At 41.0% G+C, this 24,204-nt stretch carries 21 protein-coding genes and 1 other annotated feature; of the genes, 9 read left to right on the top strand and 12 right to left on the bottom strand.

Going from position 1 to position 24,204, the window contains the following annotated elements; genetic code table 11:
- Positions 1-7 precede the first annotated feature (7 nt).
- Both ACFFGV_RS04745 and ACFFGV_RS04740 read left to right on the top strand, forming a co-directional pair.
- Positions 8-598, top strand: a complete 591-nt coding sequence (locus ACFFGV_RS04745) for a histidine phosphatase family protein (protein WP_377345425.1) — start codon at positions 8-10, stop codon at positions 596-598.
- A gap of 229 nt (positions 599-827) precedes the next feature.
- Positions 828-2,171, top strand: coding sequence for a sugar porter family MFS transporter (locus ACFFGV_RS04740; protein WP_377345424.1), 1,344 nt, complete (start codon positions 828-830; stop codon positions 2,169-2,171).
- Between the two features lie 990 nt (positions 2,172-3,161).
- Here the strand turns inward: ACFFGV_RS04740 and ACFFGV_RS04735 are convergent.
- On the bottom strand, positions 3,162-3,581 hold the full coding sequence (locus tag ACFFGV_RS04735) for a hypothetical protein (protein ID WP_377345423.1): 420 nt from the start codon (positions 3,579-3,581) through the stop codon (positions 3,162-3,164).
- 334 nt (positions 3,582-3,915) lie between these two features.
- Between ACFFGV_RS04735 and ACFFGV_RS04730 the strand changes: the two genes are divergently transcribed.
- Positions 3,916-4,254, top strand: coding sequence for a YrhK family protein (locus ACFFGV_RS04730; RefSeq protein ID WP_377345422.1), 339 nt, complete (start codon positions 3,916-3,918; stop codon positions 4,252-4,254).
- Between the two features lie 23 nt (positions 4,255-4,277).
- Here ACFFGV_RS04730 and ACFFGV_RS04725 read toward each other — a convergent pair whose 3' ends face one another.
- On the bottom strand, positions 4,278-6,461 hold the full coding sequence (locus ACFFGV_RS04725; RefSeq protein WP_377345421.1) for a Z1 domain-containing protein: 2,184 nt from the start codon (positions 6,459-6,461) through the stop codon (positions 4,278-4,280).
- 496 nt (positions 6,462-6,957) lie between these two features.
- Between ACFFGV_RS04725 and ACFFGV_RS04720 the strand changes: the two genes are divergently transcribed.
- Positions 6,958-7,317, top strand: coding sequence for a Lin0512 family protein (locus tag ACFFGV_RS04720; protein ID WP_377345420.1), 360 nt, complete (start codon positions 6,958-6,960; stop codon positions 7,315-7,317).
- A gap of 314 nt (positions 7,318-7,631) precedes the next feature.
- Complete coding sequence (locus ACFFGV_RS04715) at positions 7,632-9,350, top strand: M14 family metallopeptidase (protein WP_377345419.1); 1,719 nt, start codon at positions 7,632-7,634, stop codon at positions 9,348-9,350.
- 69 nt (positions 9,351-9,419) lie between these two features.
- Here the strand turns inward: ACFFGV_RS04715 and ACFFGV_RS04710 are convergent, their stop codons facing one another.
- The 4 genes from ACFFGV_RS04710 to ACFFGV_RS04695 all read right to left on the bottom strand — a co-directional run bounded on the left by ACFFGV_RS04710 (position 9,420) and on the right by ACFFGV_RS04695 (position 14,063).
- Complete coding sequence (locus ACFFGV_RS04710) at positions 9,420-9,797, bottom strand: DUF4440 domain-containing protein (protein WP_377345418.1); 378 nt, start codon at positions 9,795-9,797, stop codon at positions 9,420-9,422.
- Positions 9,798-9,817: 20 nt separating this feature from the next.
- Positions 9,818-9,997, bottom strand: coding sequence for an HIT domain-containing protein (locus tag ACFFGV_RS04705; protein ID WP_377345863.1), 180 nt, complete (start codon positions 9,995-9,997; stop codon positions 9,818-9,820).
- Positions 9,998-10,370: 373 nt separating this feature from the next.
- A complete protein-coding gene (gene thrS, locus ACFFGV_RS04700; protein WP_377345417.1) occupies positions 10,371-12,287 on the bottom strand; it encodes a threonine--tRNA ligase in 1,917 nt (638 codons plus the stop codon).
- A 53-nt stretch (positions 12,288-12,340) separates the two neighbouring features.
- Positions 12,341-12,566 (bottom strand) — a binding site (T-box leader).
- 288 nt (positions 12,567-12,854) lie between these two features.
- Positions 12,855-14,063 (bottom strand): MFS transporter, encoded by a 1,209-nt coding sequence (locus ACFFGV_RS04695; protein ID WP_377345416.1) that lies wholly within the window; start codon positions 14,061-14,063, stop codon positions 12,855-12,857.
- Positions 14,064-14,421: 358 nt separating this feature from the next.
- Between ACFFGV_RS04695 and ACFFGV_RS04690 the strand changes: the two genes are divergently transcribed.
- From ACFFGV_RS04690 to ACFFGV_RS04680, 3 genes are all read left to right on the top strand, one after another.
- The gene (locus tag ACFFGV_RS04690; protein ID WP_377345415.1) at positions 14,422-14,649 is read left to right on the top strand and encodes a helix-turn-helix transcriptional regulator; all 228 of its coding nucleotides are present in this window, start codon (positions 14,422-14,424) and stop codon (positions 14,647-14,649) included.
- Between the two features lie 2 nt (positions 14,650-14,651).
- Complete coding sequence (locus ACFFGV_RS04685) at positions 14,652-14,945, top strand: hypothetical protein (RefSeq protein ID WP_377345414.1); 294 nt, start codon at positions 14,652-14,654, stop codon at positions 14,943-14,945.
- A gap of 92 nt (positions 14,946-15,037) precedes the next feature.
- Entirely contained in the window at positions 15,038-15,433 is a 396-nt protein-coding gene (locus ACFFGV_RS04680; protein WP_377345413.1) for an SET domain-containing protein, read from the top strand.
- A gap of 946 nt (positions 15,434-16,379) precedes the next feature.
- On the opposite strand, the gene ACFFGV_RS04675 is transcribed toward ACFFGV_RS04680, so the two are convergent.
- The 5 genes from ACFFGV_RS04675 to ACFFGV_RS04655 form a co-directional block, all read right to left on the bottom strand.
- The gene (locus tag ACFFGV_RS04675) at positions 16,380-17,240 is read right to left on the bottom strand and encodes an AraC family transcriptional regulator (protein ID WP_377345412.1); all 861 of its coding nucleotides are present in this window, start codon (positions 17,238-17,240) and stop codon (positions 16,380-16,382) included.
- Positions 17,241-17,403: 163 nt separating this feature from the next.
- The gene (gene dgoD, locus ACFFGV_RS04670; RefSeq protein ID WP_377345411.1) at positions 17,404-18,552 is read right to left on the bottom strand and encodes a galactonate dehydratase; all 1,149 of its coding nucleotides are present in this window, start codon (positions 18,550-18,552) and stop codon (positions 17,404-17,406) included.
- 3 nt (positions 18,553-18,555) lie between these two features.
- A complete protein-coding gene (locus ACFFGV_RS04665) occupies positions 18,556-19,191 on the bottom strand; it encodes a bifunctional 4-hydroxy-2-oxoglutarate aldolase/2-dehydro-3-deoxy-phosphogluconate aldolase (protein ID WP_377345410.1) in 636 nt (211 codons plus the stop codon).
- Positions 19,192-19,205: 14 nt separating this feature from the next.
- Complete coding sequence (locus ACFFGV_RS04660; RefSeq protein WP_377345409.1) at positions 19,206-20,159, bottom strand: sugar kinase; 954 nt, start codon at positions 20,157-20,159, stop codon at positions 19,206-19,208.
- Between the two features lie 7 nt (positions 20,160-20,166).
- The gene (locus ACFFGV_RS04655) at positions 20,167-20,922 is read right to left on the bottom strand and encodes an IclR family transcriptional regulator (RefSeq protein WP_377345408.1); all 756 of its coding nucleotides are present in this window, start codon (positions 20,920-20,922) and stop codon (positions 20,167-20,169) included.
- A gap of 509 nt (positions 20,923-21,431) precedes the next feature.
- On the opposite strand from ACFFGV_RS04655, the gene ACFFGV_RS04650 reads away from it, so the two are divergent.
- Positions 21,432-22,298: a DMT family transporter gene (locus ACFFGV_RS04650; protein WP_377345407.1), complete on the top strand. Its 867-nt coding sequence runs from the start codon at positions 21,432-21,434 to the stop codon at positions 22,296-22,298.
- Positions 22,299-22,915: 617 nt separating this feature from the next.
- On the opposite strand, the gene ACFFGV_RS04645 is transcribed toward ACFFGV_RS04650, so the two are convergent.
- Entirely contained in the window at positions 22,916-24,199 is a 1,284-nt protein-coding gene (locus ACFFGV_RS04645) for a GntP family permease (protein ID WP_377345406.1), read from the bottom strand.
- Between the last annotated feature and the right edge of the window lie 5 nt (positions 24,200-24,204).

Below are 24,204 nucleotides of genomic sequence, written 5' to 3'. Positions count from 1 at the left end.
ATATGTAGTGACGACAATATGTCTGGTTCGACATGGTGAAACAGATTGGAACCGCGCTAAACGTTTGCAAGGTCAAGAGGATATACCGTTAAATGAACTAGGGCGACGCCAGGCGAAGGAATGCGGAGCCTTTCTCAAAAACGACCAATGGGACGCGATTGTTGCCAGCCCCCTTTCACGTGCGAAGGAAACGGCATATATCATTGAGCACTATTTACCAGAGGATAAAGAGATTGTAATGATGGAGCATTTCAAGGAGCGAGCTTTCGGCAAAGGCTCCGGTTTAACACACGAAGAAATTAATGCTCAATTTCCAGACCGCAATTATCCAGGAATGGAAAGCTTTGAAGATTTTCAACATCGAATATTTGAAGGTCTTCATTCGATCCAGCATCACTTTCCAAGCAAGAAGGTACTACTTGTCGCCCACGGCGCTGTCATTAATTGTATTTTATCTGTCTTAACAGATGGGGAAATAGGAACAGGGAAAACAAAGCTAATTAATGCGTGTATTTCTAATATTGAACGGCTTCAGGATAATTGGGAATTAAAAAGCTATAATGAGACAACCCACCTTACAGATTACGCTTCCCACTAGCTGTGTTCTTCACTCCAGAGAGACTATATCTCTGGAGTTTTTCATTTAATAGCTTAGTTACCAAAAATGTCAGATGAAGATTGATTCACGATAATACATTCCACACCTTTCGCCTGTTTTATTTAACATAACGTTCCTGTATATGTTTATTTTTTACCAATACTAGGGAATCACGTTTAGGTAGTGTTCAACAATATTAACTACAGGTGAGTATAAAGGTGGGAACAGCATGAATTATAATCTTAGTAAAGGTTGGATTTTTTTCTTTGGTGCGCTGGGAGGATTATTGTACGGGTATGATACCGGTGTCATCTCAGGAGCTCTTCTATTTATTTCAAACGACATTCCTTTATCCAACTTTTTAGAGGGAGTCGTAGTAAGCTCCTTGCTTGTTGGTGCCATTGTCGGTGCAGGAATGAGTGGATATGTATCTGATCGGTTTGGACGAAGACGAGTTGTCTTTGTTATTGCTCTTATTTACTTAATCGGATCACTGATTTTAGCATTTGCCCCTAATGCAGCAATATTAATAACTGGGAGGATAATATTAGGGCTTGCTGTTGGTGGTTCTACAGCAATTGTTCCTGTTTATTTATCAGAGATGGCTCCGACTAATTCAAGAGGTGCTCTTGCCTCGTTGAATCAATTAATGATCACGATTGGTATCGTTCTAGCATATCTTGTCAATTATGCCTTCAGTCCAATCGAGGGATGGCGTTGGATGGTTGGACTCGCAGCCGTACCTGCCATCGTTCTAATGATAGGTGTTCTTTTTATGCCTGAAAGTCCAAGATGGCTGCTGAAGCATAATCGTGAAAACGAAGCACGTAAGATTATGGCTCTTACAAGAAAGCAAGAGGAAATAGAGGACGAAATAGAACAAATGAATAAAATGGAGAACGAGCAGGAAAGCACATGGGAAGTTCTCAAATCAAAATGGGTTCGTCCTATGCTAATAGTAGGCAGTGGCATTGCAATATTCCAGCAGCTCATTGGAATTAACGCGGTTATTTACTATGCCCCAACTATATTTACTAAGGCTGGATTGGGAGATTCAGCTTCTATCTTAGGCACTGTTGGTATCGGTACCTTAAATGTGCTAATGACGCTTGTTGCTATTGCCACGATAGATAAGCTGGGCAGGAAGAAGCTTCTGTTAATCGGAAATGCTGGTATGGTAACTAGCTTAGCTGTATTGGCCACTATACTGTTTACAGCTCAACTAACCACAACAATCGCCTGGTTGACCGTCGTCTTTCTCGGTATCTTCATTATCTTTTTCTCAGCTACATGGGGACCAGTTGTATGGGTTATGCTTCCTGAACTCTTCCCGCTTAAAGCAAGAGGAGCTGCTACAGGATTTACGACACTATTATTATCATTAGCCAACCTAATTGTATCGTTAACCTTCCCTATCCTGCTAGGAGCAATTGGAACGGCTTGGGTATTCGTTATTTTTGCAATCATCGGTGTAATAGCATTCCTATTTGTCCTTCGCTTCGTACCTGAAACGAAGGGTCGGAGTTTGGAAGACATTGAACGAGATTTAAGAGGTGGTGCAACCACTGCCTAATAGCTATCATAAAAGCGCGCTTCTAAGACGATGCGCGCTTTTTCATTTGGTTCTCTTATTAACCGATGTTAGTTGATTGACATGATGCAAGGAAATAGTCGAAGCCTAGAATAAAGATATATTGGAGTAAAGCTTGAACTAACATGTATTTGGCAGTTATTCCATGTATGAAATGGCATTATATTTTTTGAATATAAAAAGACCTTAATTATTATCATCAATGTATAAAATGATGCATATTTAAGGTCTTTTTGTTCGCGAAGTTTGTTAAAGTAAAGCCCCCCCCCGTTTGTGGAAGACTCCGTTTCGAGACTTCTGTTGAGTGGATGGGGGCTGCGAGGAATAGCTCGCTTTCCGCGGGAGCGCGGTGAGCCTCCTCGGACTCCGTCCTGTGGGGTCTCACCCTGCACTTTTTCCCGCAGGAGTCTCGCCATTCCCCTCCGCCCCTCGGCCTAATAAATATCTCGAAATCACTTTCAGAATTAGGTGCATTTTATACGTATAGGAACTGTAACACAAAGCTTCCATTGTATGGATAGAGCTCATAACCGCTTGTAATAGAGCTCTTTCTTGCTATAGGTAGTGATGGTGGAAGATACAGCTTCCTGGTATAGGGGTTCGTTTCTCACATAATCGAAGGGGTGGTTGGGAAGCTGCGAGACTCCCGTGGGATTGGCTGGCGAGACCCTGCAGGCAGAGCTTTAGCTCGAGGAGGCTTGCCGTCATCCCCGCAGGAAAGCGAGTGGCTTCCCAACCACCCCTTACTCTCCAAACAGCAACGAACCCCGAAAAGTCTCGAAACGGAGTCTTCCAGAAATCTGCCCTTTACTTAAAGACTCAGTTTCAAGATAATTGCCAACATTGAATGATAATACACGTTAATGCACTGTATAACGCGTTTATTTATACACCTTGTCTAATAAACATGTTGCCAAAACCTACAAAGAATAAATGCCATATACACTAACACACTTGATTACGTGTTAAAGTTTAAAAAAGAAAGTCGAAAATTTGATAGAATTGATATAATGCAGCTAAGAAAAGTGCCCCCACGCCTGCGACTAACAGGTATCGAACTTTGTATAACCACTCGTATTTATATTCCTTTGGATCGCCCCACTTTTGATAATCCTTTTTTACATTGAATAAAATGATCATTACAAGTGGACAAACGATAAATACAACAAGCCCGAGAAAGAAAATTTGATTGTATGTTTCCATGGATGAATCAGACAAGATTGTTTTTAATACTTCACCTAAAGCAACAAATAGCCAAACTAGTGGTAATGCAATAGAGTTGAATAGTGAAGTGATACTCTGTTTCCTCTTACAATCTTTTATGATTAAATATGGAATGAAAAACATTAACCCAATCGCAGATAAAGCGTAAAAATATGTAACACCATGCATTGAACCCCTCCTTTTACTACCTATACGTAGTAACGGCTTTCTAAGTTCCACGATGGAGTTTTGAATCCGTTCCTTCTATATAAAATAATCCCCTTAATACAAATTGGTTGATTCCATATAATCCTCCTTATCTTGTAGACTTTGTTTTCAAGATAATAGTAAGTTTCCTTAAGAAGTAAAGATTCCTACGCTTCATTCTCAAGGACCGAACGGATACTTTTCTATGTCACTATATGACTCAGCCATGGAATTCGGCTTACACCATTGATGATTAAATTCTGGATGTTCAGGGAATGAAAGAGATAGATTATGTGTTGGAAGGAGGCAGTATGCTTTGGAACATGTACGCCATCAACAGGCAGATGCAGCACATCATAATAAAGAGGAATATGTAGATATTAAAATTGGTAACCATGATTTATTTTTTAAAAAGACATATGAAATACTCTACACGCTTAATGATGTCCTGATTGGAATTTGGTTTCTTGTAGGAAGTATATGCTTTTACTTTACTGAACCAATAAAAACATGGGGAGTAAGTCTATTTGTCCTAGGTAGTGTGCAATTACTTATTCGTCCTACTATTCGTCTTATCCACCGCACTCACTTAAAAAGATTATACAAGCAAGAATACGAGTATAAAAAAACGAGAGAGCTGCATACATACAAGTAAGTAGCAACTCTCTCCATATTCATCTAATCCTTCTGCCCAACCTCATTAGCGAAAATCGCCGGCTCTGTTTCTTGAGGAGTCATTAATACAGGCCACCAAAACGGAGCATCCATCCAACCTTTCTCTTTTTCCCCTTTTTGCTTTAACAGTATTAAAGCAGGTACCGTGATCGCTTTTTCTCTTGCTATATGGGCTTCTCCGCCTCCGGTTCCTGGTGTATCAGGCGCACTAATAAACCGTCCATTTTGATCATACCTGGAAATTGTGCGATTACGCCTAACAATAATCCATACGTAACCAGAAGATGCTGGGTCACTAGATTGATAGGACAAATACTTCATCGCAGCAATCATTGCATCAGCATTCCACGTATATCCTTCCTCCATATAGATGGTGTCCGCTATCCTCTTTATTATTGCCACTGCCTTTTCAACAGGAAGTAGTACAGGAGTCTTTTCAGATATTCCCTCCACTATTGAATCAATAGCTTTTATATGCTTTTGAATATACGTTTTATAACCGGTTTGAAATCCAACTGGCAGCATTCGCTTGGAAGGCTTTAGGGTTGTTGTCTTCGAGAGTAGTAACTTGTTGGGGGAGCATGGGATAATGCGATCTTGAGCATCCTTTTGAATAAATACGATGCCACCTTTGTGGCCTCCAGATTCAAACGCACTCCGAAGTGCACTATCCATCTCGTTTATTTGTTTCATTGTTTCATAAATCGCAGGTGTCGTGTAAAAACGAGTAATGGCGAGATCCCCTCTGTCCCTGTATCCGTACATTCTGGAATGCTGTAAGACTGTATCCTGCTGAAACGTTTTAGGGTTTCTACCATAATAAAAACCAACTAAATTCTGCACAGTTATTCCTCTGTCTAGTATTTGCCCTCCGATAAAAATAGTCATAGGGGTTCGCAACCTAAGTTCTCCCTGCTCATTTAATAATTGTTCCACCTGTTTTTCGGAATTCACAGTAGTTACTAGTAAATATTCTGCCGATAAGGCTCTCAGGACATCCACATGGACCTGTTGAAAAGAAGGAATATCATCACGAGCAAACGTCTTCTCCAATGAACAGCATATAGAATGGTAGGTTTCCTCGAGTATGGGTGTAATCAGGTCCGGTTCGTATTGAGCTGCATACTGAAGGGATGATACCATGCTTTCTACAACATATCGCTGCCACTCATGGGTAGCTTTGTTGATCTGCGTATGCATGATAAAGGAATACTTCTTTTCTATTTCCCCTTGCCTTCTTTGCTGCCTTCTTCTGATGCTAGTTCCGACAATAAATTGTACAATTGCCCTCCTAAGACTCTGTACTTTATGACTGGTCAGGGCATGTTCCACCTTGAAGCGTCGCCTGTCCTCTTTCTTTAAAATTACTAATTCATCAGAGAGTATAGGTTCATATACATAAGAAGCTAAAGAATATTCCTCATCGCTCTCCTTAAAATAAAAGTCTCCACCGACATATTGGTCAGGTATGGGAACGAGCGATGTAAAGGCGGGTCGTATGGGTTGAAAACGCTTATGTTCATGTACCTGGAGATTCTCCGGTTGAAGATATAGCGAATAAGGGGTTGCTGTAACCTGTAAAAGGCTCGTATCCATCAAACAGTTTCGAATGTTATCCAATTGTCCTGCTATGGTTCGTATTTCAGTTGTTTCCCTGTTCGTCTTTTCGAATCCTATGCTGGCGTAATCCGCTTCATCATCTATAATAAGCGTCTTCCTTTTCCCTAGTGCTGGATATTCCTCAAACAGTGTCTCATACAGTCTTTCGAGATTTTGCTTTTGCTTTTTCACAACAAAGATTAGTTTCTGATTAAGCTCATAGGCAACAAGAAAATCTGGCAAATGCATAATATCATAAACCTGAAGCTCATCTTGCTCCTGAAATGTATAGAATTCTTTCTTTAATCGTTGATACGTTTGATGAGCTAGTGCTTTTGTACCTTTTGTCAGTATAATTGCTATGTCATACCCATTATCAAATGCTAAGCTCATGACTCCGATAAATGCTCTCGTTTTTCCACTTTGAATATTTCCGAGCAGCATCCCAGGTCGTGCTAAGGTTGTATTTTGCTCCAGCAAATGTACAACGGTTTGTTTCATTGCATTCTTCAACTCAAGGTCATAGTCGTTTTGCTTTGCTAAAGTTGTATAAAAATGTCCTCTTTTTTCAATTATCATTGTCATCATTCACCTGAATCCTATCTTTTTCGAAACGAATACTATTGTACTACGCATCAGAAAAAAGTCCAATAGAAGCACTAGATCGTATGACAAGGTCAAGTGGTTGATATTTCTGTATAGCTTCCTTATGTGGAAGACTTGAAGTCGAGATAATGTTGATCCGTTGCTGAAAGGCGAGTTGAGTGATCGGAATTAGCTCCACATTCCCGCGGCCCCATCCGACGTGGGGTTGTAGGAAAGCGGAGTGATTCCAGCCCAATCAACTGTTCTTTCTATACTCCTTCCAAACCATCTCGAATCCAAGTCTTCCACTGTCTCCCCATTATATTGATTAACCTAACATCAACAATGATTATCGCTTTCGTTTACTTTTATAAGCCACATGCACTAATTATAATGAGGAGCATTTCGGTTCTCCCTAATATACATAACCCTAACAGTTAAAATAGAATCCGACTGCATGTTACAATGAAAATAACTCTAATAAAGGAGGTTTTTACCAATGGATCAATTACTATTTATTCAAACTGGAATGGGTGTTGACGTGCATGGACAAAATGTGACAAAAGCATCTGAACGCGCTATTAAAGACGCCATTCATACAAACTCTATGCCAGGAGTACGGTATAGCTTACCGGAGGAAAATCTGGATAACATGAAAGTTCACGTGAAGCTCGCAGTGCCAGCGGATAAAGAGTCAGTAGACCTGGAGGCAATTAAACAACAAATTCCATATGGGACCGTCCAAGTTGAAGTAATGGATGGCGGGATGTTGACGACGAGCGGTATTGAACTTCCTGAAAAAGAAGACAAAAATGACTTAATGTACATGGTTAATGCTTCAGTAGAAGTAGGATATTAATACGAGAGCCCTCTCTATTTATTAGTGAGGGCTCTTTTGTGTAGGTTTATAACTTGCTTTACATACTAAAGAATGACGGTCCTTCATGTGAGACTATCTATGCAATTTCATCAATTATCTATCAAGAGCGTACTATGTTTGCAGCAATGAAACAGCAAATAATAGCATAGATTTCGGAATATTATTCCATTAAATTCCATATAAAGCGATTTCAAGCAGCGATATACCCAAAAGTACGAAAAGAATAAATTTTTGTAATATTCTTACGGAGACGATACACTGAGCATGCATTTCATATTAGAGAGGAGAATTTGATGAAGATGATGAAGAAACGCATAGTCTACTTGGTCATACCCATTTTATTACTTGCCGGTATGACAATGGGAACAGCGAACGAAGTGCAGGCCGAGGATACACCGTATTATGGTAAAGTGTATAGTCAGCCAGATCAAGTACTTAATCTATATCCTGCTCCAGAGAGAGATTTAACTACTCCTGCTTTTATGAAGGACAACAAAGCATTTACTACCCAAGAGGAAATGCTGCAGTTCATTCATAAGCTTGAAAAAGAGAGCGATAACATAACGATTAAAAACATAGGCACTTCTATCGAAGATCGTTCTATACCAGCCATGTTCTTCGCAGAGGATGGTAAATACGATAAGCATAAGCCTACGGTTTGGCTGCAAGGACAAATCCATGGAAATGAACCTGCTGCCGGAGAAGGGGTCCTTGCAACTATGCAAAGTTTGGCTGGGTCTTTCGGGGATAACGTTCTTTCCAAGATTAACGTTATCGTAGTTCCTCGAGTTAATCCTGATGGCTCTTATGCGTTCGATCGACACGCTGCGAATGGATTAGATGCTAATCGGGATCACATAAAATTTGATTTACCAGAGGTCAAGGCGATTCACCAGCTTCATAACCAATACCGTCCTGAAGTTACTATTGATGCACATGAATACAGTGTAGGTAACGAATTATTCAGTGACTTAGGAGAAGAAGGGTACTTAAAGTATCATGACATAACCATATTATCTGGTAAGAACTTAAACATCCCCCAAGAGATTCGGGATGTCTCAAACGATTTATTTATTGATAACGCACAAGAGCAATTGAAGGAGAAAGGCTATTCCAGCCGAAACTATTATGTAACTGGAAGAGATGATGAAGATGTTGTCATTAAGGAAGGTGGAACAGACCCTAGAATAGGACGAAACGCATTTGGCCTTACTCCATCTATTTCCTTTCTTGTAGAATCAAGAGGAATTGGAATAGGAAGAGAAAATTTTGCACGCAGGGTAGCTTCTCAACAGGAAACACATGAAAGCATCATTGAAACTACTGCTCAGAATGCTAAGGAAATTAAAAAGCTAGTTTGGAATGCAAGGAAAGACATTGTGAAGAAAGGGTTCCTTGCTCGCGATAACGACGAAATTATTGTAGAGGATAAGCGTGCAGAGCAAGACAATGAGACGTTAGAAGTCGTTGATATTGCTAAAGGGGATACAAAGGACATCCCTGTACAATACTTCAGTTCTTCTGATGCCATCCCAACATTGACAAGGGAAAGACCTCAAGCTTATTTTATTGACAAGAGTGAAAAAGAAGTAATTGAAAAACTGAAGCTCAGCGGTGTACATGCATTTCAGCTTCCTTTTGACGTTAATCTAAATGTGGAAGCGTACAAGGTTACTTCTAAAGAAGATGGAGGCTTTTACGAAGGGTATAACAGAACCAACGTCCAAACAGACCTTTCTAATAAGAGGAAAAAAATTGAAAAAGGTACGTATGTTGTGCCAACCGCACAAGTCTCAGCAAACCTGGCAGCTATTGCATTAGAACCGGAATCTGATGACAGTTATGTTACCTTCAATATAATCTCCTCTGCAGAAGGAGAAACATTACCAATATACCGTTATCACCGTGACCAAGCATTCCAGCGCTACGGCAAAAATAAGCTTCATCAGCAACAACAGGACGCAGGCAGTGAGAAGTTCAACAGCTGGCTACAAGAAAAAAGTAAAAAATAATTGGAAAAGCCCCGCTCCAGCTGGAGTTGGGGCTTTTTACAAAGCATATCAGCTAGCAATTGGAGGGAATTATGATTCTAACTCTATATACTCTCTTTGCAGCTTCCAGCCCTCATCCTCTCTCCCCCATATAAACATACAGTGAGCACTAAAAGGCTCCCCTTTGATAACATTTGTTTCTCTTCCGACTACGATGGCTTCTTGCCCACCCTTCCTTTCCACTATGGATAATGGGTGAAAGCTTTTCTCTGCATCATTCATTTGTTTCAATACAAGATGTAAGTCATAGTCATAGTAATACGGGTCGGGCTCTCTTACCTCAGAATAAGCCCAATACCCAACAAAACTTCGAGACATATACTGCCTGATGAACTCTCCATCCTTAGTCTGTAGAGCTTGATTCCAAGCATTAAAATAATCATTTAATGTTGTCTGAATGTCCTTCATTATTTCCACTCCCTTTCCTACTAACTAAGCGATTCTCCATGAGCAACGTGCCAGTGTAAATGTTTGGAGTCTTGATGTTGACCAAGATTGGTCAGAACTCGGAAAGCTCCATACTCTTCCTGTACAGTTTGAGCCACTTTCTTCACCATGTTCACCAGTTCCAATACCAAGTCCTCCTCTGCTTCTTCGACTGCTACCAGCGAGGAGATCTACTTCTTTGGTATTGCAACAATATGGACTGGATCATACGGCTTCGTATGATAATAAGATAGACATCTTTCCGTCTCCATGACTTTCAAACGGCCTATTAGGAAGATTATACAAACATCTTCAAATCCCTTCCTGATTGTACAATTTTGTCATGGGGAGTTAGTAAAGAGGGTCGGCTAAAACTGCTTCATGACATTGAACTACCCCACACCATGTAGTAGGAAACCGGGTGGTTCTTATCTCTCATTTACGTATGGACCTTCTTCAACCACATTATTTCAAACCTAAGTCTTCGATTTAGATAAGTTTAGATCCTTAAAAGAAATGAAATTAGCTGAGCGCAGTGGCTCAGCTATTAAAAGGCTACTTCTTATCCCGTATCATTTGATTAATACTGGAGATGAAGTTATCTAACTCCATTTTATTTAGGTCATCCTCCCCATATTTTCTTACGGAAACAGTCGCCTGCTGCTGTTCTTCATCACCGACTACTACAATATATGGGGTTTTCTTTACTTGGGCTTCTCTTATTCTATATCCTAATTTCTCTTGTCGATCATCCACTTCAACTCGCACACCGTCTCTCTTTAGCTGCTGTAATATGTGCTCGGCATATGCATGATGAGAGGAAGACACTGGTAGGACTTTTATCTGTACAGGAGCTAACCAAACAGGAAATGCTCCGCCAAAATGTTCAATAAGAATGCCTAAGAAACGGTCAATCGAGCCAAACACAGCTCGATGGATTACGACAGGTCTTTTTTTGCAATTGTGTTGATCTACAAATTGCAAATCAAATTTCTCCGGCATTTGAAAGTCTAGTTGGACTGTTGCACATTGATGACTTCGATTTAGTGCATCATTAATATGAATATCAATTTTTGGTCCATAAAAGGCACCATCGCCTTTATTAACAGAGTAATTGTAATGAAGAGAGTGAAGCACATTACGAAGAGCGCCTTCTGCCTTTTCCCACAAAGCGTCGTCGCCCATTGAATCCTCTGGTCTAGTGGATAGCTCGATACGATAGGAAAATCCGAAAGTTTGGTACACATTGTCAATTAATTGGAGAGCATGTTTCACCTCAGCTTCTATCTGATCTTCCCTTACGAAAATATGAGCATCATCCTGACAAAACGTGCGCACTCTTAGCATACCATTGAGAGAGCCGCTAAATTCGTGACGATGTACCTGACCAAATTCAGCCATTCTAATTGGCAGATCTCGATAGGATCGTAATTGATGCTTATAAATAAGCATATGTCCTGGGCAGTTCATCGGCTTCAGAGCAAACCTCTGTTCATCCACGTCAGAGAAATACATATTATCCTTGTAATGATCCCAATGGCCTGATTGCTCCCATAAACGTTGATTCATCATAATAGGTGTCCTTACCTCACTATAATCGTATGCCTGTTGCAAACCTCTTAAGAACACTTCCAGTTCATTACGAATAATCTGGCCATTGGCTAAAAAGAAAGGCATTCCTGGCGCCTCTTCAGAGAACATGAATAACTCCAAATCTTTTCCCAATGTACGATGATTTCTTCTTTCTGCGTCTTCCAGAAATGCTTGATATTGTTTTACATCATCTTTTGAAGCAAATGCCACTCCATAGATACGTTGCAGCATCCTGTTACGATTATCGCCCTTCCAATAAGCTCCCGCCACATTCCGCAAGGAGAATGCCTTTGCATATTTTGTGGACGGCAGATGAGGACCCTTGCATAAATCAATAAATTCTCCTTGTCGATAAATCGTTACTTGATCCTCTACCGGTATATCTTTAAGCAATTCAAGCTTAAGAGGATCTTCCTTAAAAATTTGCTCCGCTTCCACTCTACTTACTTCCTCCCGCTCAATAGGGAGGTTCTCTGATACAATGTTATTCATTTCCTTTTCAATGAGCGATAAATCTTCCTCCCCAATACTCACCGACAAATCCATATCATAATAAAAGCCATGCTCCACAACAGGTCCAACTCCTAGGTGAACACGGCTGTTATGATAAATTCTTTTCACAGCTTGCGCTAATATATGTGCCATTGAATGCCGTAATACTTCTAGTCCCACATCGGACTGTAAATCACATAATTCAATGGAGGCGTCGTGCAGAATAGGCCTTTGATAATCAAATAGCTCCCCATTTACCCTCCCAGTCACAGATTTTTTACGTAAACTGGAACTAATCGAACCAGCTATTTGCTCAAGGGATACGCCTAATGGATATGATTTCTTCTCCCCATTCGGAAATGTAATTTGTATGTGTTTATTCTCCATTCCAATTCCTCCTGTACGAATATAAATATAAAAAAACACGCATCATCCCTGCAATAAGGGACGAGCGTGTTCATTACCCGTGGTTCCACCCAACTTCCCATCACATTTCTACATGACGGCTCATGGTAGCTATAACGCAGCAAACGGTATTGGATACTTGTTGTTCCCCAATACGGCTCCAAGGTGGTAAGTTTATTTGTGCCACTGGGAAGCTCTCACCTAACCTTCCCTCTCTGTACTTGCTCCATAATAAACCCATGTCCTTTTCTTCACCTATATACATGACATAAAAAAGCACTCATCCCTCCAAAAGGGACGAGTGCTTATACCCGTGGTTCCACCCAAGTTCCCATCTATACTTATCGCATAAATGGCTTGATTGCTGTATCGTAGCAGCTACGGTTCTGGCTACTATCGTTTCACCAGAACGGCTTAAAGGTGGTGAATAGCAGGTTTTTGCTAGGGAGTTTTCAGCAGTGCTCCCTTCTCTGAAAGCTAATTCCTACATCCGTGTCCTCATCAACGCAAGTCGTATGATTTTCATTTACTATATAGTATTCCAATTATTTAGTCAATGTTCTTTGGCAAATTTTTCTTATTTATCCATCCAATGATTGCGGCTAAGCCTAGTATGGAACCTGCTGCCATAAAGGCTATTGGAGCACCTTTCCACTCTGTCATTGCTCCAAACAACAGAGAGGACACACCAAACGATAACGATAAGAGAGCTCCTTGGGCACCGTACAAGATTGGTAGGTCCTCAGTGGACGACCTCTTTTGCAGAATGGAGTCGATAGTTATAGATTTTATCTGTCCTAATATGCCAACCAGAATAGAAAGGAATAGCGCTATCCATGGCACATAATTTAACCCAAACCATACTGTTACAGCACAAACTCCTATAGAAGAAAGAAGGAACAGCGTTCTAGTATGATGCTCTACAAAACGAAAGAGCTTAGAGCAGCCTATCCCGCCAATTAATAACCCTATAAAGAAGGTGGTATTAATATACCCCCACCATGCCTCTGATACTTGAAGAACTTCTGCTACAAATACATAAAGGATAGCTGCTATCCAAACAACGCTTGCCATTACTTCCAATAGTAAGAGTATATGAATCGTTCTGTACAAAGGGCTAAACCATATCAGCTTCCACCCTTTTGTAAGCTGGCTAATAAATGCTTTTGTATTTTTTTGATTGGACGTATTATGAACAGGATCCTGTAACAATGCCATCATGATAGAAGACAGAATAAATAGTACACATGTAATCCAAAGGATAGATGGACCATTAAACAAGGCAACCAATAGCCCGCCAACAGCCCATCCTCCTAATTGAATAGTTTCCGTTACGACCGATAAGAAGCTATTGGCTCTTACTATCTCATCATACTCCACCAGCCTCGGTACCATCGCTGTCATTGCCGGACTGGCAAACCCATCTAGAAATGCAATAAACACTATACAAGCAAATACAAAAACGACTGACACGTTAGTCCCGATATAAATTGAACAGAGCATAACCAACAAAATGGTTTTCAGTATTTGAGAACAGGCCAGAACACGCTTCAATGAAAATGCCGAAAACAATATTGGAGAAGCAATTCCGCCAGCAAAGCGACCAAACGTATTTAAAAAAGGCAAAACAGCGACGTAAAACGCAGACCCAGATTCCATATACAGAATGGCTACTAAACCAACTATATAAAATACATCTCCCAGATTCGCAAACGACTGCCCCATCCACAAAAACCGGAATGATACTTTTTGCTTCATTTCCTCTACCCCTTTATCAAAAAAATGTTGCTGTAATAAAGGGGATTCCTACATTGGACAATTCCTCCTAACTTCGTATACACCTATATAATCAATTCCATTTTCCTTAATTTTCGAGACGAAATAGATATTTTCACAAGTGGCGTTTCACTAGGGATAGAGAAAATCACTGTATTTACTTTGCGGTCGCTATGAATCAATCATGTAGTAAAATATTACCTTATTATGTAATGTATGTGAATAATTTTCTATCATTTTACTTTTCTTGTTGCATACCTTCTGTTATTGAAGTAAACTATTTATAACATAATGTAAAAAATAGTTTACCACACATTACTTGGAAGGGAGGATATACCTCGTGGGTTTAAAAGCGTCGGGAGATTTGCAAAACAGGCTCAGCGTATTAAGAGCCGAGCAAAAGTGGTCACAGAAACAAGTGGCAGAAATGCTCGGTGTCAGCAGACAAACGATCATTTCGTTGGAGAATAATAAATATAACCCATCCTTAAAGCTAGCTTTTGAAATCGCCGTTCTCTTTGATAAAGATATTACAGAGGTTTTTCAATATAAATTGAAGGAGGAATAAATATGTTTACTATCTTGTATATCCTACTCGTTCCATTATTTATTGTGTATCTCATTGTTTCCTTGAAATTTCAGTTCGGTGAGGAAGGGAAGGATGAACGTGGCATGCAGATTTTAAATCGATCGTACATGTACTCTTCACCTATTTTTCCGATTGGATGGCTGCTTGTAGAAGTCGTTCATTCTTACCTACATCCCTTAACGATTGAAGAATATCGAGATGTTTTCTTCTTTATTATATTATTAACGTTTATCATCCAAGGGTTAGTTATCTCCATATATAAGAAACGGATATAAAGTAATCGTCACAATTATAAGATAATTGCATTATCGTGCAGGACCTGTCAGACTGTTACTAGAAATAAAGGACTGACAAAGAAGGTGAGATAATGATAGAGGTACGAGCGTCTTCCATTACAGATGACTCATTGAATAAGGGTGTATTTGCGAAGCAGGATATTGAGAAGGGGCAATTAATACACGAAGCTCCAGTAATTCCATATCCAAATGAGGATCATGTGCATATTGAACAAACTCATCTGGCTGATTATGTATTTGAATATGGCCAGCATCATACTGCGTTTTTACTAGGATATGGCATGATGTTCAATCACTCCTATCAACCCAATGCCGAATATGAAATCAACTTCGAAAATAATTCATTTGATTTTTACGCATATACAGATATTCAAGCAGGGGAAGAAATATTAATCAACTACAATGGCGATGTGGATATAGAAGATCCACTATGGTTTCATACCGAATCATCTGATTCTAACGAATAACAGCAAGGTTGCCTGGGCCAATACAGGCAACCTTGCTTCTTTATTTCATCTGTTATTCTGTCATGTTTCTTTGCACATACATGGCTAACATCAGATACCCCGCTACTAAAAGTGGCATTAATACACCAATCATTCCTTGTAGCTCCTCTTCCTTAACCTTTATTACAAGAATGATACATATTGAACCGAAGCTACCATTGTAGTAATCAATCAGTCTTCCTAATTTTACGCTTGCCCCTCACCTGATGCTTATTAAACCCACTACATAGCCACGTTTGCTTTTCACCCAATCAAATAGCCCGTTAGTATTAATAGGAGGCCAATACTGAAAAAGTGCGTTTCCTCTCCCATATGAACATTCCCGATTTCTATTCCTAAACTGCCTTTCCATTCCTTACGAGTGAATCACATGTTAGTTTCACAATAGGAAAACAAAACAGTGCTCTTTAAAGGAGCACTGCAANTCATGTATGCGGGCTGGCAAATACCACTCGCTTTCCGCGGACGAACGCCCGAGCCTCCTCGTGAAACCCACACTCGGGGGTCTCGGATCGCCCGTTTTTCCGCAGGAGTCTCCTGGTATTTGCCAGCCCTTCACCGAAAAAGACTCCCCTTCACCTAACACACCCTTGATAGGTGAAGGGCAATTTTCTTCATGTTCTGACAGGCAGCTGTCAGTAACGCCTGTGTCGCGCACATTTTCTTTTCCGCGCAGGCGACAATAACGGAGGAGATGGTCTTCAATCGTGACCATTTCGATTTCATTTTGACGCTCTTTTTTGGATTGAACATTGAATCACCTTTCGTTAGAGAATATATAACTATTATAATAAATTGACGCGGTGAATAATGAAAGTAAAAAGAAAAAATAAGGCTGTCGAGACTTTCTCGACAGCCTGAAGTGCTCTTTAAAGGAGCACTGTTTGTTCTTCTTCCATTCGATTTGTTATTTTACTGGTATCCAAATCTCTGAATGATACGATGGACTATGAATATCCCCATCTGAGTACACTTCTAGGTCTGGTGTTCCTGCATGCTGATAGCCGCTTGATGGAAACCATTCTGAGTATATTTTACCCCAAGCTTGTTGTATTGCTTGCGGCATTGACCCTTTCACCTCGAACACAGCCCATTTTGATGCTGGAATAGTAAGCTTTTCCATCCCTTCAGGTACTTTCCCCTCGTAATCCGTACCAATCCAATATTGCATGAAAGACGGTTTTTCCGGATGTAAATCCACACAAACTCCAACAATTCCTTGGATATTACCATTGTTCATTTGAGCCAACGCATCATCTGTACCATCCTTATTCACCTTGTCCCATAGCTTCGGAATTTCCACCTCGTTCTGTCCATCATGACAGGATACTTCATGCTTCATACCCACTACTTGAAATGCCGACTTGTCTACGATTTCATACTGCATTGGATCGTCTCCCTTCAAATTGACCTGAATACTCAGGCGGTTATAGGATGTAATCTTTCCCTTATACGTACGGGCCTCCCTAGGAGATATACCATGCTGTTTACGAAACGCCTTGGAGAAAGATTCGGGGGTTTCGTAGCCATATTGCAGGGCAATGTCGATAATTTTCCTATCTGTTTTAGCAAGATCATATGCGGCCAATGTCAGTCTCCTTTTACGAATGTATTCCTTGACAGACATATCAGTCAAGGCTTGAAACACTCGCTGGAAATGAAACGGAGACATCATAGCTGCTTCAGCTATCCCTTCTATCGTTACCTGCTCCTCTAGATGATCCTCCATATAATCCAGCGCTACTTGTAAGGACTCTACCCATTTCATATAGCTCCCCTCCCATGTCTTTATACTAACAGCGTGTAGCAAGCCATTCCTGTCATTTCGTGCTTGATGTGGATAGTTCCTTTGTTAAATGAATCTATCTGACAATGTAATACTGCATTGGTTTTTAACCATATATAGTATCTTTATAAAGAAAGGGTATTGTTTACCATTCAGCGAATGTACCGTCTTTATGACGCCAGATAGGATTTTTCCATTGATGCCCCTCTTCTGCAGCTTTCTTCACACGTTCTTCATTTATGTCAACGCCAAGACCAGCGCCGGTAGGGAACGTAACAGCACCATTTTCGTATTCAAATATCGTCGGGTCTACGAGGTAATCGAGTAAGTCGCTTCCTTTGTTGTAGTGAATGCCTAGACTTTGTTCTTGGATAATACAGTTTGGAGTACACGCGTCAAGCTGCAGGGAAGCTGCTAGATTTATTGGTCCAAGCGGTGCATGTGGAGCCACAGCAATGTCATATGCCTCCGCCATAACAGCAATTTTCTTTGCCTCAAGAATTCCACCGGTGTGGGATAAATCGGGCTGGATAATATCCACCACGCCGTCCATTAGCATCTGCTTGAACCCCCATCGGGTGTAATTGCGTTCTCCGGTGGCAATGGGAGTTGTTGTATATCTAGCAATTTCTTTAAAAGCTTCCAGGTTCTCTGTAAGGACGGGCTCTTCTATAAACATAGGGCGGTATGGCTCTAATTCCTTGACAAGAATCTTTGCCATACCCTTATGAACCCTTCCATGAAAATCGATTCCTATTCCAAAGTCATCCCCAACTGCTTCCCTGATGGCGGCAACTCTCTGTACTGCTTCATCCACTTTTCGGTAGCTGTCGATATAATTCATTTCTTCTGTACCATTCATTTTGATAGCTGTAAATCCAGCATTTGCTTTCTCCTTAGCAGCTGCACCAACATCCTGTGGTCGATCTCCTCCAATCCAAGAATATACTTGAATATTATCTCGTACAGCACCACCGAGCATTTCATAGACTGGCATATTATAAAATTTACCCTTTATGTCCCAAAGTGCTTGCTCGATTCCTGAAATAGCACTCATCAGAATGGGGCCGCCTCGATAAAAACCTCCACGATACAGCACTTGAAAATGATCTTCAATATTTCTTGGGTCCTTCCCTATTAAGTAATCCATTAGCTCTTGTACACAAGCAGCTACCGTATGAGCGCGCCCTTCGACAACGGGTTCTCCCCAGCCTGAGACTCCTTCATCCGTTTCGATTTTTAAGAACAGCCAACGTGGCGGTACTTGATAGAGTTTAAAATTAGTAATTTTCATTTTTTACACATCCTTTATTGCTTGTACAAATGTTTTAGCTCGTTCGGTTATGTTCCACAATGTTGCCTCGTTCATTTCTTCCTTCGTATTGACAAGTGCATTCCCAAGGCCTGCAGCTACCGCCCCTTTTTCAAAATACTCTCGAATGTTCGTCAGGTCGACACCACCCGTCGGCATTAGCGGGATTTGTGGTAAAGGACCGTGAATATCCTTCATATAACCTGGCCCCATAGAACCTGCAGGGAAAATTTTTATAAGATCAGCACCATACTTATAGGCTGATACTATCTCAGTAGGTGTTAACGCTCCCGGGATACTAACGACTCCGTTGCGTTTAGTCATCTCAATCGTCTCTTGATCTACCGTTGGAGAAAAAATAAACTGCGCCCCAGCCGTAATAGCAGATTTAGCTGTCTCCGCATCCAAAACAGTCCCTGCCCCAACAATCATCTCATCACCGTGTTCCTGCTTGAGCTGCTGAATTAATTCATTCACTTGTGGTGTATCCGCTGTTACTTCCAGAATATGAACACCACCTTTATAGAGAGCTCTTGCGATGGATAGCACCTCTTCTCCTTGTGCCCCTCGAATAACAGCAACTAGCTTATGCTTCTTCATCTTCTGTAAAGTTTCACTCATTTCTATAAACCTCCTTATCTATCCACGTCATCCTTGTCCCTTTGATTCATGAAATCTCGTAATCTGCCTTTGTCTGGAAGACCTTCCACATCGCCCTCTACCAACGTAGCCATCGCACCAACACCATTACCTCTTCTGGCACAAGCCTTCCAGTCCAATCCATCAATCATCCCCGAGATGCACCCAGCTGCAAATCCATCTCCAGCACCAACAGGATCCAGTACATTGTTAACAGGAAACCCTTCTACGAACCCTTTCGATTGCTCTGAATATACATAAGCCCCTTCCTTGCCAAGCTTCATTACAACATGACTTGCACCCTCTTCATAGAAAGCGCTAGCCAACTTCTCAGGGGAAGATTCACCAAAAATGAACTGAGCCTCCTCCCATCCCGGTAAAACTACATCAGCCTTACTAGCTAAGGAACGAAGCACCTTTCTCGCATGACTATCCTCCCACAGCTTCCGACGAAGATTCGGGTCAAATACTATTGTTACTCTATTCCTTCTAGCCATCTCCATCGCCTCTAAAACGGTTTCATAACATCCCTCACTAAGCGCAGGGGTAATGCCCGTAACGTGCAAGTACGCTGCTTGTGATATGTATGCTTCCTTCAAATCAGCTGGGGTCATTAGGCTGGCTGCTGAGTGTTTTCGATAATAGGTTACTCGTAATTCATCTGGTGTAATCTTCTCCTTAAAATATAGACCTGTCGAAGCTGAATCATCAAAATGAACCTGGCTAACATCTACCCCCTCTCCACGTATGAAGGAATGAATTCTCGTTCCAAATTCATCTTCTCCTAACCTGCTAATCCATCCAGCCTGGTGCCCAAGCCGTGCTAGACCAATTGCGACATTCGATTCTGCACCGGCTACTTTTGATGAATAATCACCGGCATATCGCATGAGACCAGACGTTTTCGGAGTAAACAACACCATAGATTCTCCTATTGTAATGACATCCATTATTTTGTTAACCTCCTTTTGTGAAACCCGCTCTTTCCGAAATTTGCAATGCAGTCTTAGTCAATTCCTCCACTATTTCAGCTTGTCGAGAATATACACGATTTTTCGGCCCTGATACACTTATTGCTGCAACCATTTCTCCTGATGCATTAAAAACTGGAGAGGCAAGACAATATAGACCACTCTCATTCTCTTCATCGTCTACGGCATAGCCTTGCTGCCTAAAAAGGGAGAGCTGATTATTTAATGAAAGGCGACTAGTAATTGTTTTTTCGGTAACGGCATGCATGTCCACATTAGCGAGAATACGATCCTTCATGGACTCTGGTAAAAACGCTAAAAATGCTTTGCCAAGACCCGTACAATAAATCGGCTTTCGCATTCCAATTTGAGCACTTGTAAGCACAGATCGGGGATTATCCACCTTAGCCACATAAACAAGCTCCTGTTCAATGAGCACTGCCATAAACACCGTTTCCTCTACTTTCTCCATCAGTCGACGGAGATATGGCTGAGCTTCACTATTGATATCAAGTGTTTCTATTGCTTTAGTACCTATTTGAATAAGCTTAGGACCTAGCTTGTAGCTTCTTCGCTCTGTCACAATTAGAAAACCCTTCGATTCCATTGTATTTAGAAGATGAAAAGTACTGCTTTGAGGCAACGACAAGGAATCGGCAATTTCCTTTAACGTCATTCCTTCCCGTACATCCTTCAATAAATCCAATATGTCTATAACCCGTTCAGCAGATTTAACTGTCAATTTTTCACCCCTCTTAAATTCACATATGTGAATGCGCTTTCTATATATGAATTAATTGTAATGATAGCACACAAAAACGCTTACATAAATAGCGAATGAAGACATTATTTTTTGTAAAGCACCATAATCTGGTACGAAACGCATGAAGCTGTTAATGAGAAAATTATCTATTAGTAAAGATGTATCTTTAGTGAAACTTGTGTGATGACCATTTACCTGCTTTGTTCCTGTATGAATCAGTTCGAGGTTTAAATATTTTTATTTTATGGAAAAGACCTATAGCTTTGTTAAAAGAAATGGTTAATGGTAAAAGGGAAGCCTTGAATTGAAGAGTGGAGACATGTAAAAGGGAAGGAGATGGAATTGGAATAACTCCGCTTTACTACTATATCTTCCTCAAGTACGTGCTGCACCTATCTCGAAGCCAAGTCTTCCAGCTTACGTCGCTGTTTCAATAGAAATTCACCAAACAGGGGCAACATCTTACACATGAAATTAGGAGGCAAACATTGAAATATGCTGGAATAGGATATGTTATGATAGCTGCTATCCTCTGGGGTGTAACCGGGGGGATTGCGGATATTTTGATGAATAAAGGCTGGAATCCTATCGTCATTTCCTTTTATCGAGGAACAGTCGGGTTTATTTGTACCTTCTCTTGGTTTCTATTTCACGCAAGGCAAAATTGGCCAAGCTCTCGCTATACCTATCTATGGTCAATTCTGGCAGGTGTAGGCGTGGCTGGAAACTTCACGTTTTATTTCCTTAGTATAGAAGCATCAAGTGTTGCGGTAGCTGCGACATTAATGTACACCGCTCCAGTGTTTGTTCTGCTGGCTTCTTTTCTTCTTCGATTGGAAGACTCAACATGGTTTAAGTGGACATGTATCACAGTTGTACTTATAGGTATTTCCTTGCTTACTAACATATATAACAGTTCATCCACTGTAACTATTACTGGTGCATTACTTGGGCTTGGTGCAGGTATTTCCTACGCTTTGTTTATTTTTGGTTTTAAAAATGCTTCGGCGTACAGTAAACCTCAAACGACCCTAACTATTGCTTTATTTACATTTTGTTTAATACTGTTCCCCTTCCTTAATCGCCAAGAGGCTGCTTCTGTACTCACCTCCAGTGATGTCGGTTGGTTTATCCTGTTAGGGTTCATCGGAGCTGGTTTCTCTTTTGTGCTTTATATTTATGGCGTGAAACGCACCAGACCCACTACTGCTTCCATGATTGCGATGGTAGAGCCCGTTACTGCTTCTTTGTTTAGCGTTGTTATTCTTCAAGATAGCTTAACGTTCGTCCAACTGCTCGGTATGGTGCTTATACTGTGCACTATCACCCTATTAAGTACTAAACAGTCTTCTTGAACCACTAACCGCAGGTAATAATAACGTTAATAACAACATTACATTCGAGTATTTCATATAATTACCTCCATCCACTACCAGCTTAGAGATTGCAGTTCCTTTTGAAAAGGGAGGCACTATAGAAAAGTTCATGAAAAAGAGGAATGCGATAAAAGCATTCCTCTTCAGGCTATCGAAAAAGTATGGAGGGCGGTTCTGTTACAAATACTGTGATTAAACGGAAAATAGACCCCTGTGAGATCTCACAGTTGTCCATGCATCCCAGAGGAGTCTGCCCATTTCCACCCCACGGTGCGATAAGTAGTGGGAACAGACCCTAACGACAATAAAAATTCCCCTGATTCCATGCAAAAATAGACCGCTTTCTTTCCTCATGACAGCAGAAGAGGTTCAGACTCATCATTCGAAAGTTGTTGGCGAAACGGCGAGACTCCTATGGACAGGAGTACAGATGAGACCCCACAGCGACCGAAGGGAGTGAGGAGGCTCAGCGGACGCCCATGGAAAGCGAGTCGTTTCGCCAACACCGCCTCAATACACATGAAGAACCGACGGTACTTTCTCGACACTCTGAAGAGGAATGCGATAAAAGCATTCCTCTTTTTACTTCCTGCATATTATAATAATCCAATAGCTGCCAGCATAATCACAAACGCTACAGAGATAATGGGGATAAGAACAGCTACGACAAAGATATCCTTGTAGCTATCCTTGTGTGTCATGCCTGTAATGGCAAATAAAGTGAGTACCGCTCCGTTATGAGGAAGCGCGTCCAGGCCGCCGGAAGAAAGCGAAGCAATACGGTGAAATGCTTCTGGGCTCACTCCCGTGTTCTGGGCAATCTCATAATATTTAGAGCCAAGTGCTTCTAGAGCAATTCCCATACCGCCTGAAGCAGATCCTGTAGCACCAGCTAGTATGTTGACAGAAATAGCTTCTGAGATAAGTGGATGTCCTTTCACACCCATTAACAGCTCTGTCAAACGCTCAAAGCCTGGTACAGCTCTTACAACAGTACCAAAACCAACAGCTGCACTCGTATTAATAATGGCAATAACAGAACCATTTGCTCCTCCATTAATTGCTTTAATAAATCGTTTAAACTTCCCAATATTTAAAATCATAATTAACACGATTCCGCAAATTAGAGCAGCAACTACATCAAATTTAAAGCCATTCAAAGTAATAAGTACAGTTAATAAAGGCAAGAAGGACAGCGTCCAATGAGGCACTTTATCATCTGCTTTGGTATTCTTGTCATCTTCTGGCTCAGTATAAACCTCACCATTTTGTATCAATTTCCTCTCTTGCCTGCGTAAATATACATAACCACCAACCGCCATGATGATTGCTGCAATACTTCCCATTACAGGAGCAGCCATCGCTGTAGTGTTAAAATAATCCCTTGGGATAAGATTTTGAATTTGGGGTGATCCTGGTATAGCAGTCATAGTAAAAGTGAAAGCTCCTAAAGCAACAGTAGCAGGAATAAGCTTTCTACTAATATTAGCTTCTCTAAATAAAGAAATGGCTAACGGATAGACTGCAAACACAACAACAAATAAGCTGACACCGCCATAAGTTAGGACTGCTGATGATGTCAGGACTCCTAATATCGCTCTCTGTCTTCCTATAACCTTCGTCATCGCAACGGCCACAGAGCGTGCCATTCCTGTGTCCTCCATTAATTTCCCAAAAACAGCCCCCAGCATGAAGACGGGGAACCAAGATTTAGCGAAGGACACAAATCCGCCCATATACGTATCTTTATAGGCTTCTAATAAATCAAGTCCCCCTGTTAGAGCAACCACTCCAGCTGCTATCGGTGCGACCCAGATAATCGACCAGCCTAAGTATGCGAGCACCATTAGAACAATTAGTCCGAGTAATATCCCCCACATATGGT

The sequence above is a fragment of the Pontibacillus salicampi genome (assembly GCF_042434395.1).
Classification (GTDB): Bacteria; Bacillota; Bacilli; order Bacillales; family BH030062; genus Pontibacillus; species Pontibacillus salicampi.
Note: the sequence above shows the minus strand (reverse complement) of the source record. Positions and strands in the feature narration are given on the sequence as shown.

Bases quoted from the DNA above. Each gene is read 5' to 3' on its own strand.
- dgoD (WP_377345411.1), bottom strand. From the start codon at position 18,552: ATGAAAATTACTAATTTTAAACTCTATCAAGTACCGCCACGTTGGCTG.
- ACFFGV_RS04720 (WP_377345420.1), top strand. From the start codon at position 6,958: ATGGATCAATTACTATTTATTCAAACTGGAATGGGTGTTGACGTGCAT.
- ACFFGV_RS04725 (WP_377345421.1), bottom strand. From the start codon at position 6,461: ATGATGACAATGATAATTGAAAAAAGAGGACATTTTTATACAACTTTA.
- ACFFGV_RS04695 (WP_377345416.1), bottom strand. From the start codon at position 14,063: ATGAAGCAAAAAGTATCATTCCGGTTTTTGTGGATGGGGCAGTCGTTT.
- ACFFGV_RS04680 (WP_377345413.1), top strand. From the start codon at position 15,038: ATGATAGAGGTACGAGCGTCTTCCATTACAGATGACTCATTGAATAAG.
- ACFFGV_RS04660 (WP_377345409.1), bottom strand. From the start codon at position 20,159: ATGGATGTCATTACAATAGGAGAATCTATGGTGTTGTTTACTCCGAAA.
- ACFFGV_RS04665 (WP_377345410.1), bottom strand. From the start codon at position 19,191: ATGAGTGAAACTTTACAGAAGATGAAGAAGCATAAGCTAGTTGCTGTT.
- ACFFGV_RS04645 (WP_377345406.1), bottom strand. From the start codon at position 24,199: ATGTGGGGGATATTACTCGGACTAATTGTTCTAATGGTGCTCGCATAC.
- ACFFGV_RS04710 (WP_377345418.1), bottom strand. From the start codon at position 9,797: ATGAAGGACATTCAGACAACATTAAATGATTATTTTAATGCTTGGAAT.
- ACFFGV_RS04685 (WP_377345414.1), top strand. From the start codon at position 14,652: ATGTTTACTATCTTGTATATCCTACTCGTTCCATTATTTATTGTGTAT.
- ACFFGV_RS04715 (WP_377345419.1), top strand. From the start codon at position 7,632: ATGAAGATGATGAAGAAACGCATAGTCTACTTGGTCATACCCATTTTA.
- ACFFGV_RS04735 (WP_377345423.1), bottom strand. From the start codon at position 3,581: ATGCATGGTGTTACATATTTTTACGCTTTATCTGCGATTGGGTTAATG.
- thrS (WP_377345417.1), bottom strand. From the start codon at position 12,287: ATGGAGAATAAACACATACAAATTACATTTCCGAATGGGGAGAAGAAA.
- ACFFGV_RS04675 (WP_377345412.1), bottom strand. From the start codon at position 17,240: ATGAAATGGGTAGAGTCCTTACAAGTAGCGCTGGATTATATGGAGGAT.
- ACFFGV_RS04740 (WP_377345424.1), top strand. From the start codon at position 828: ATGAATTATAATCTTAGTAAAGGTTGGATTTTTTTCTTTGGTGCGCTG.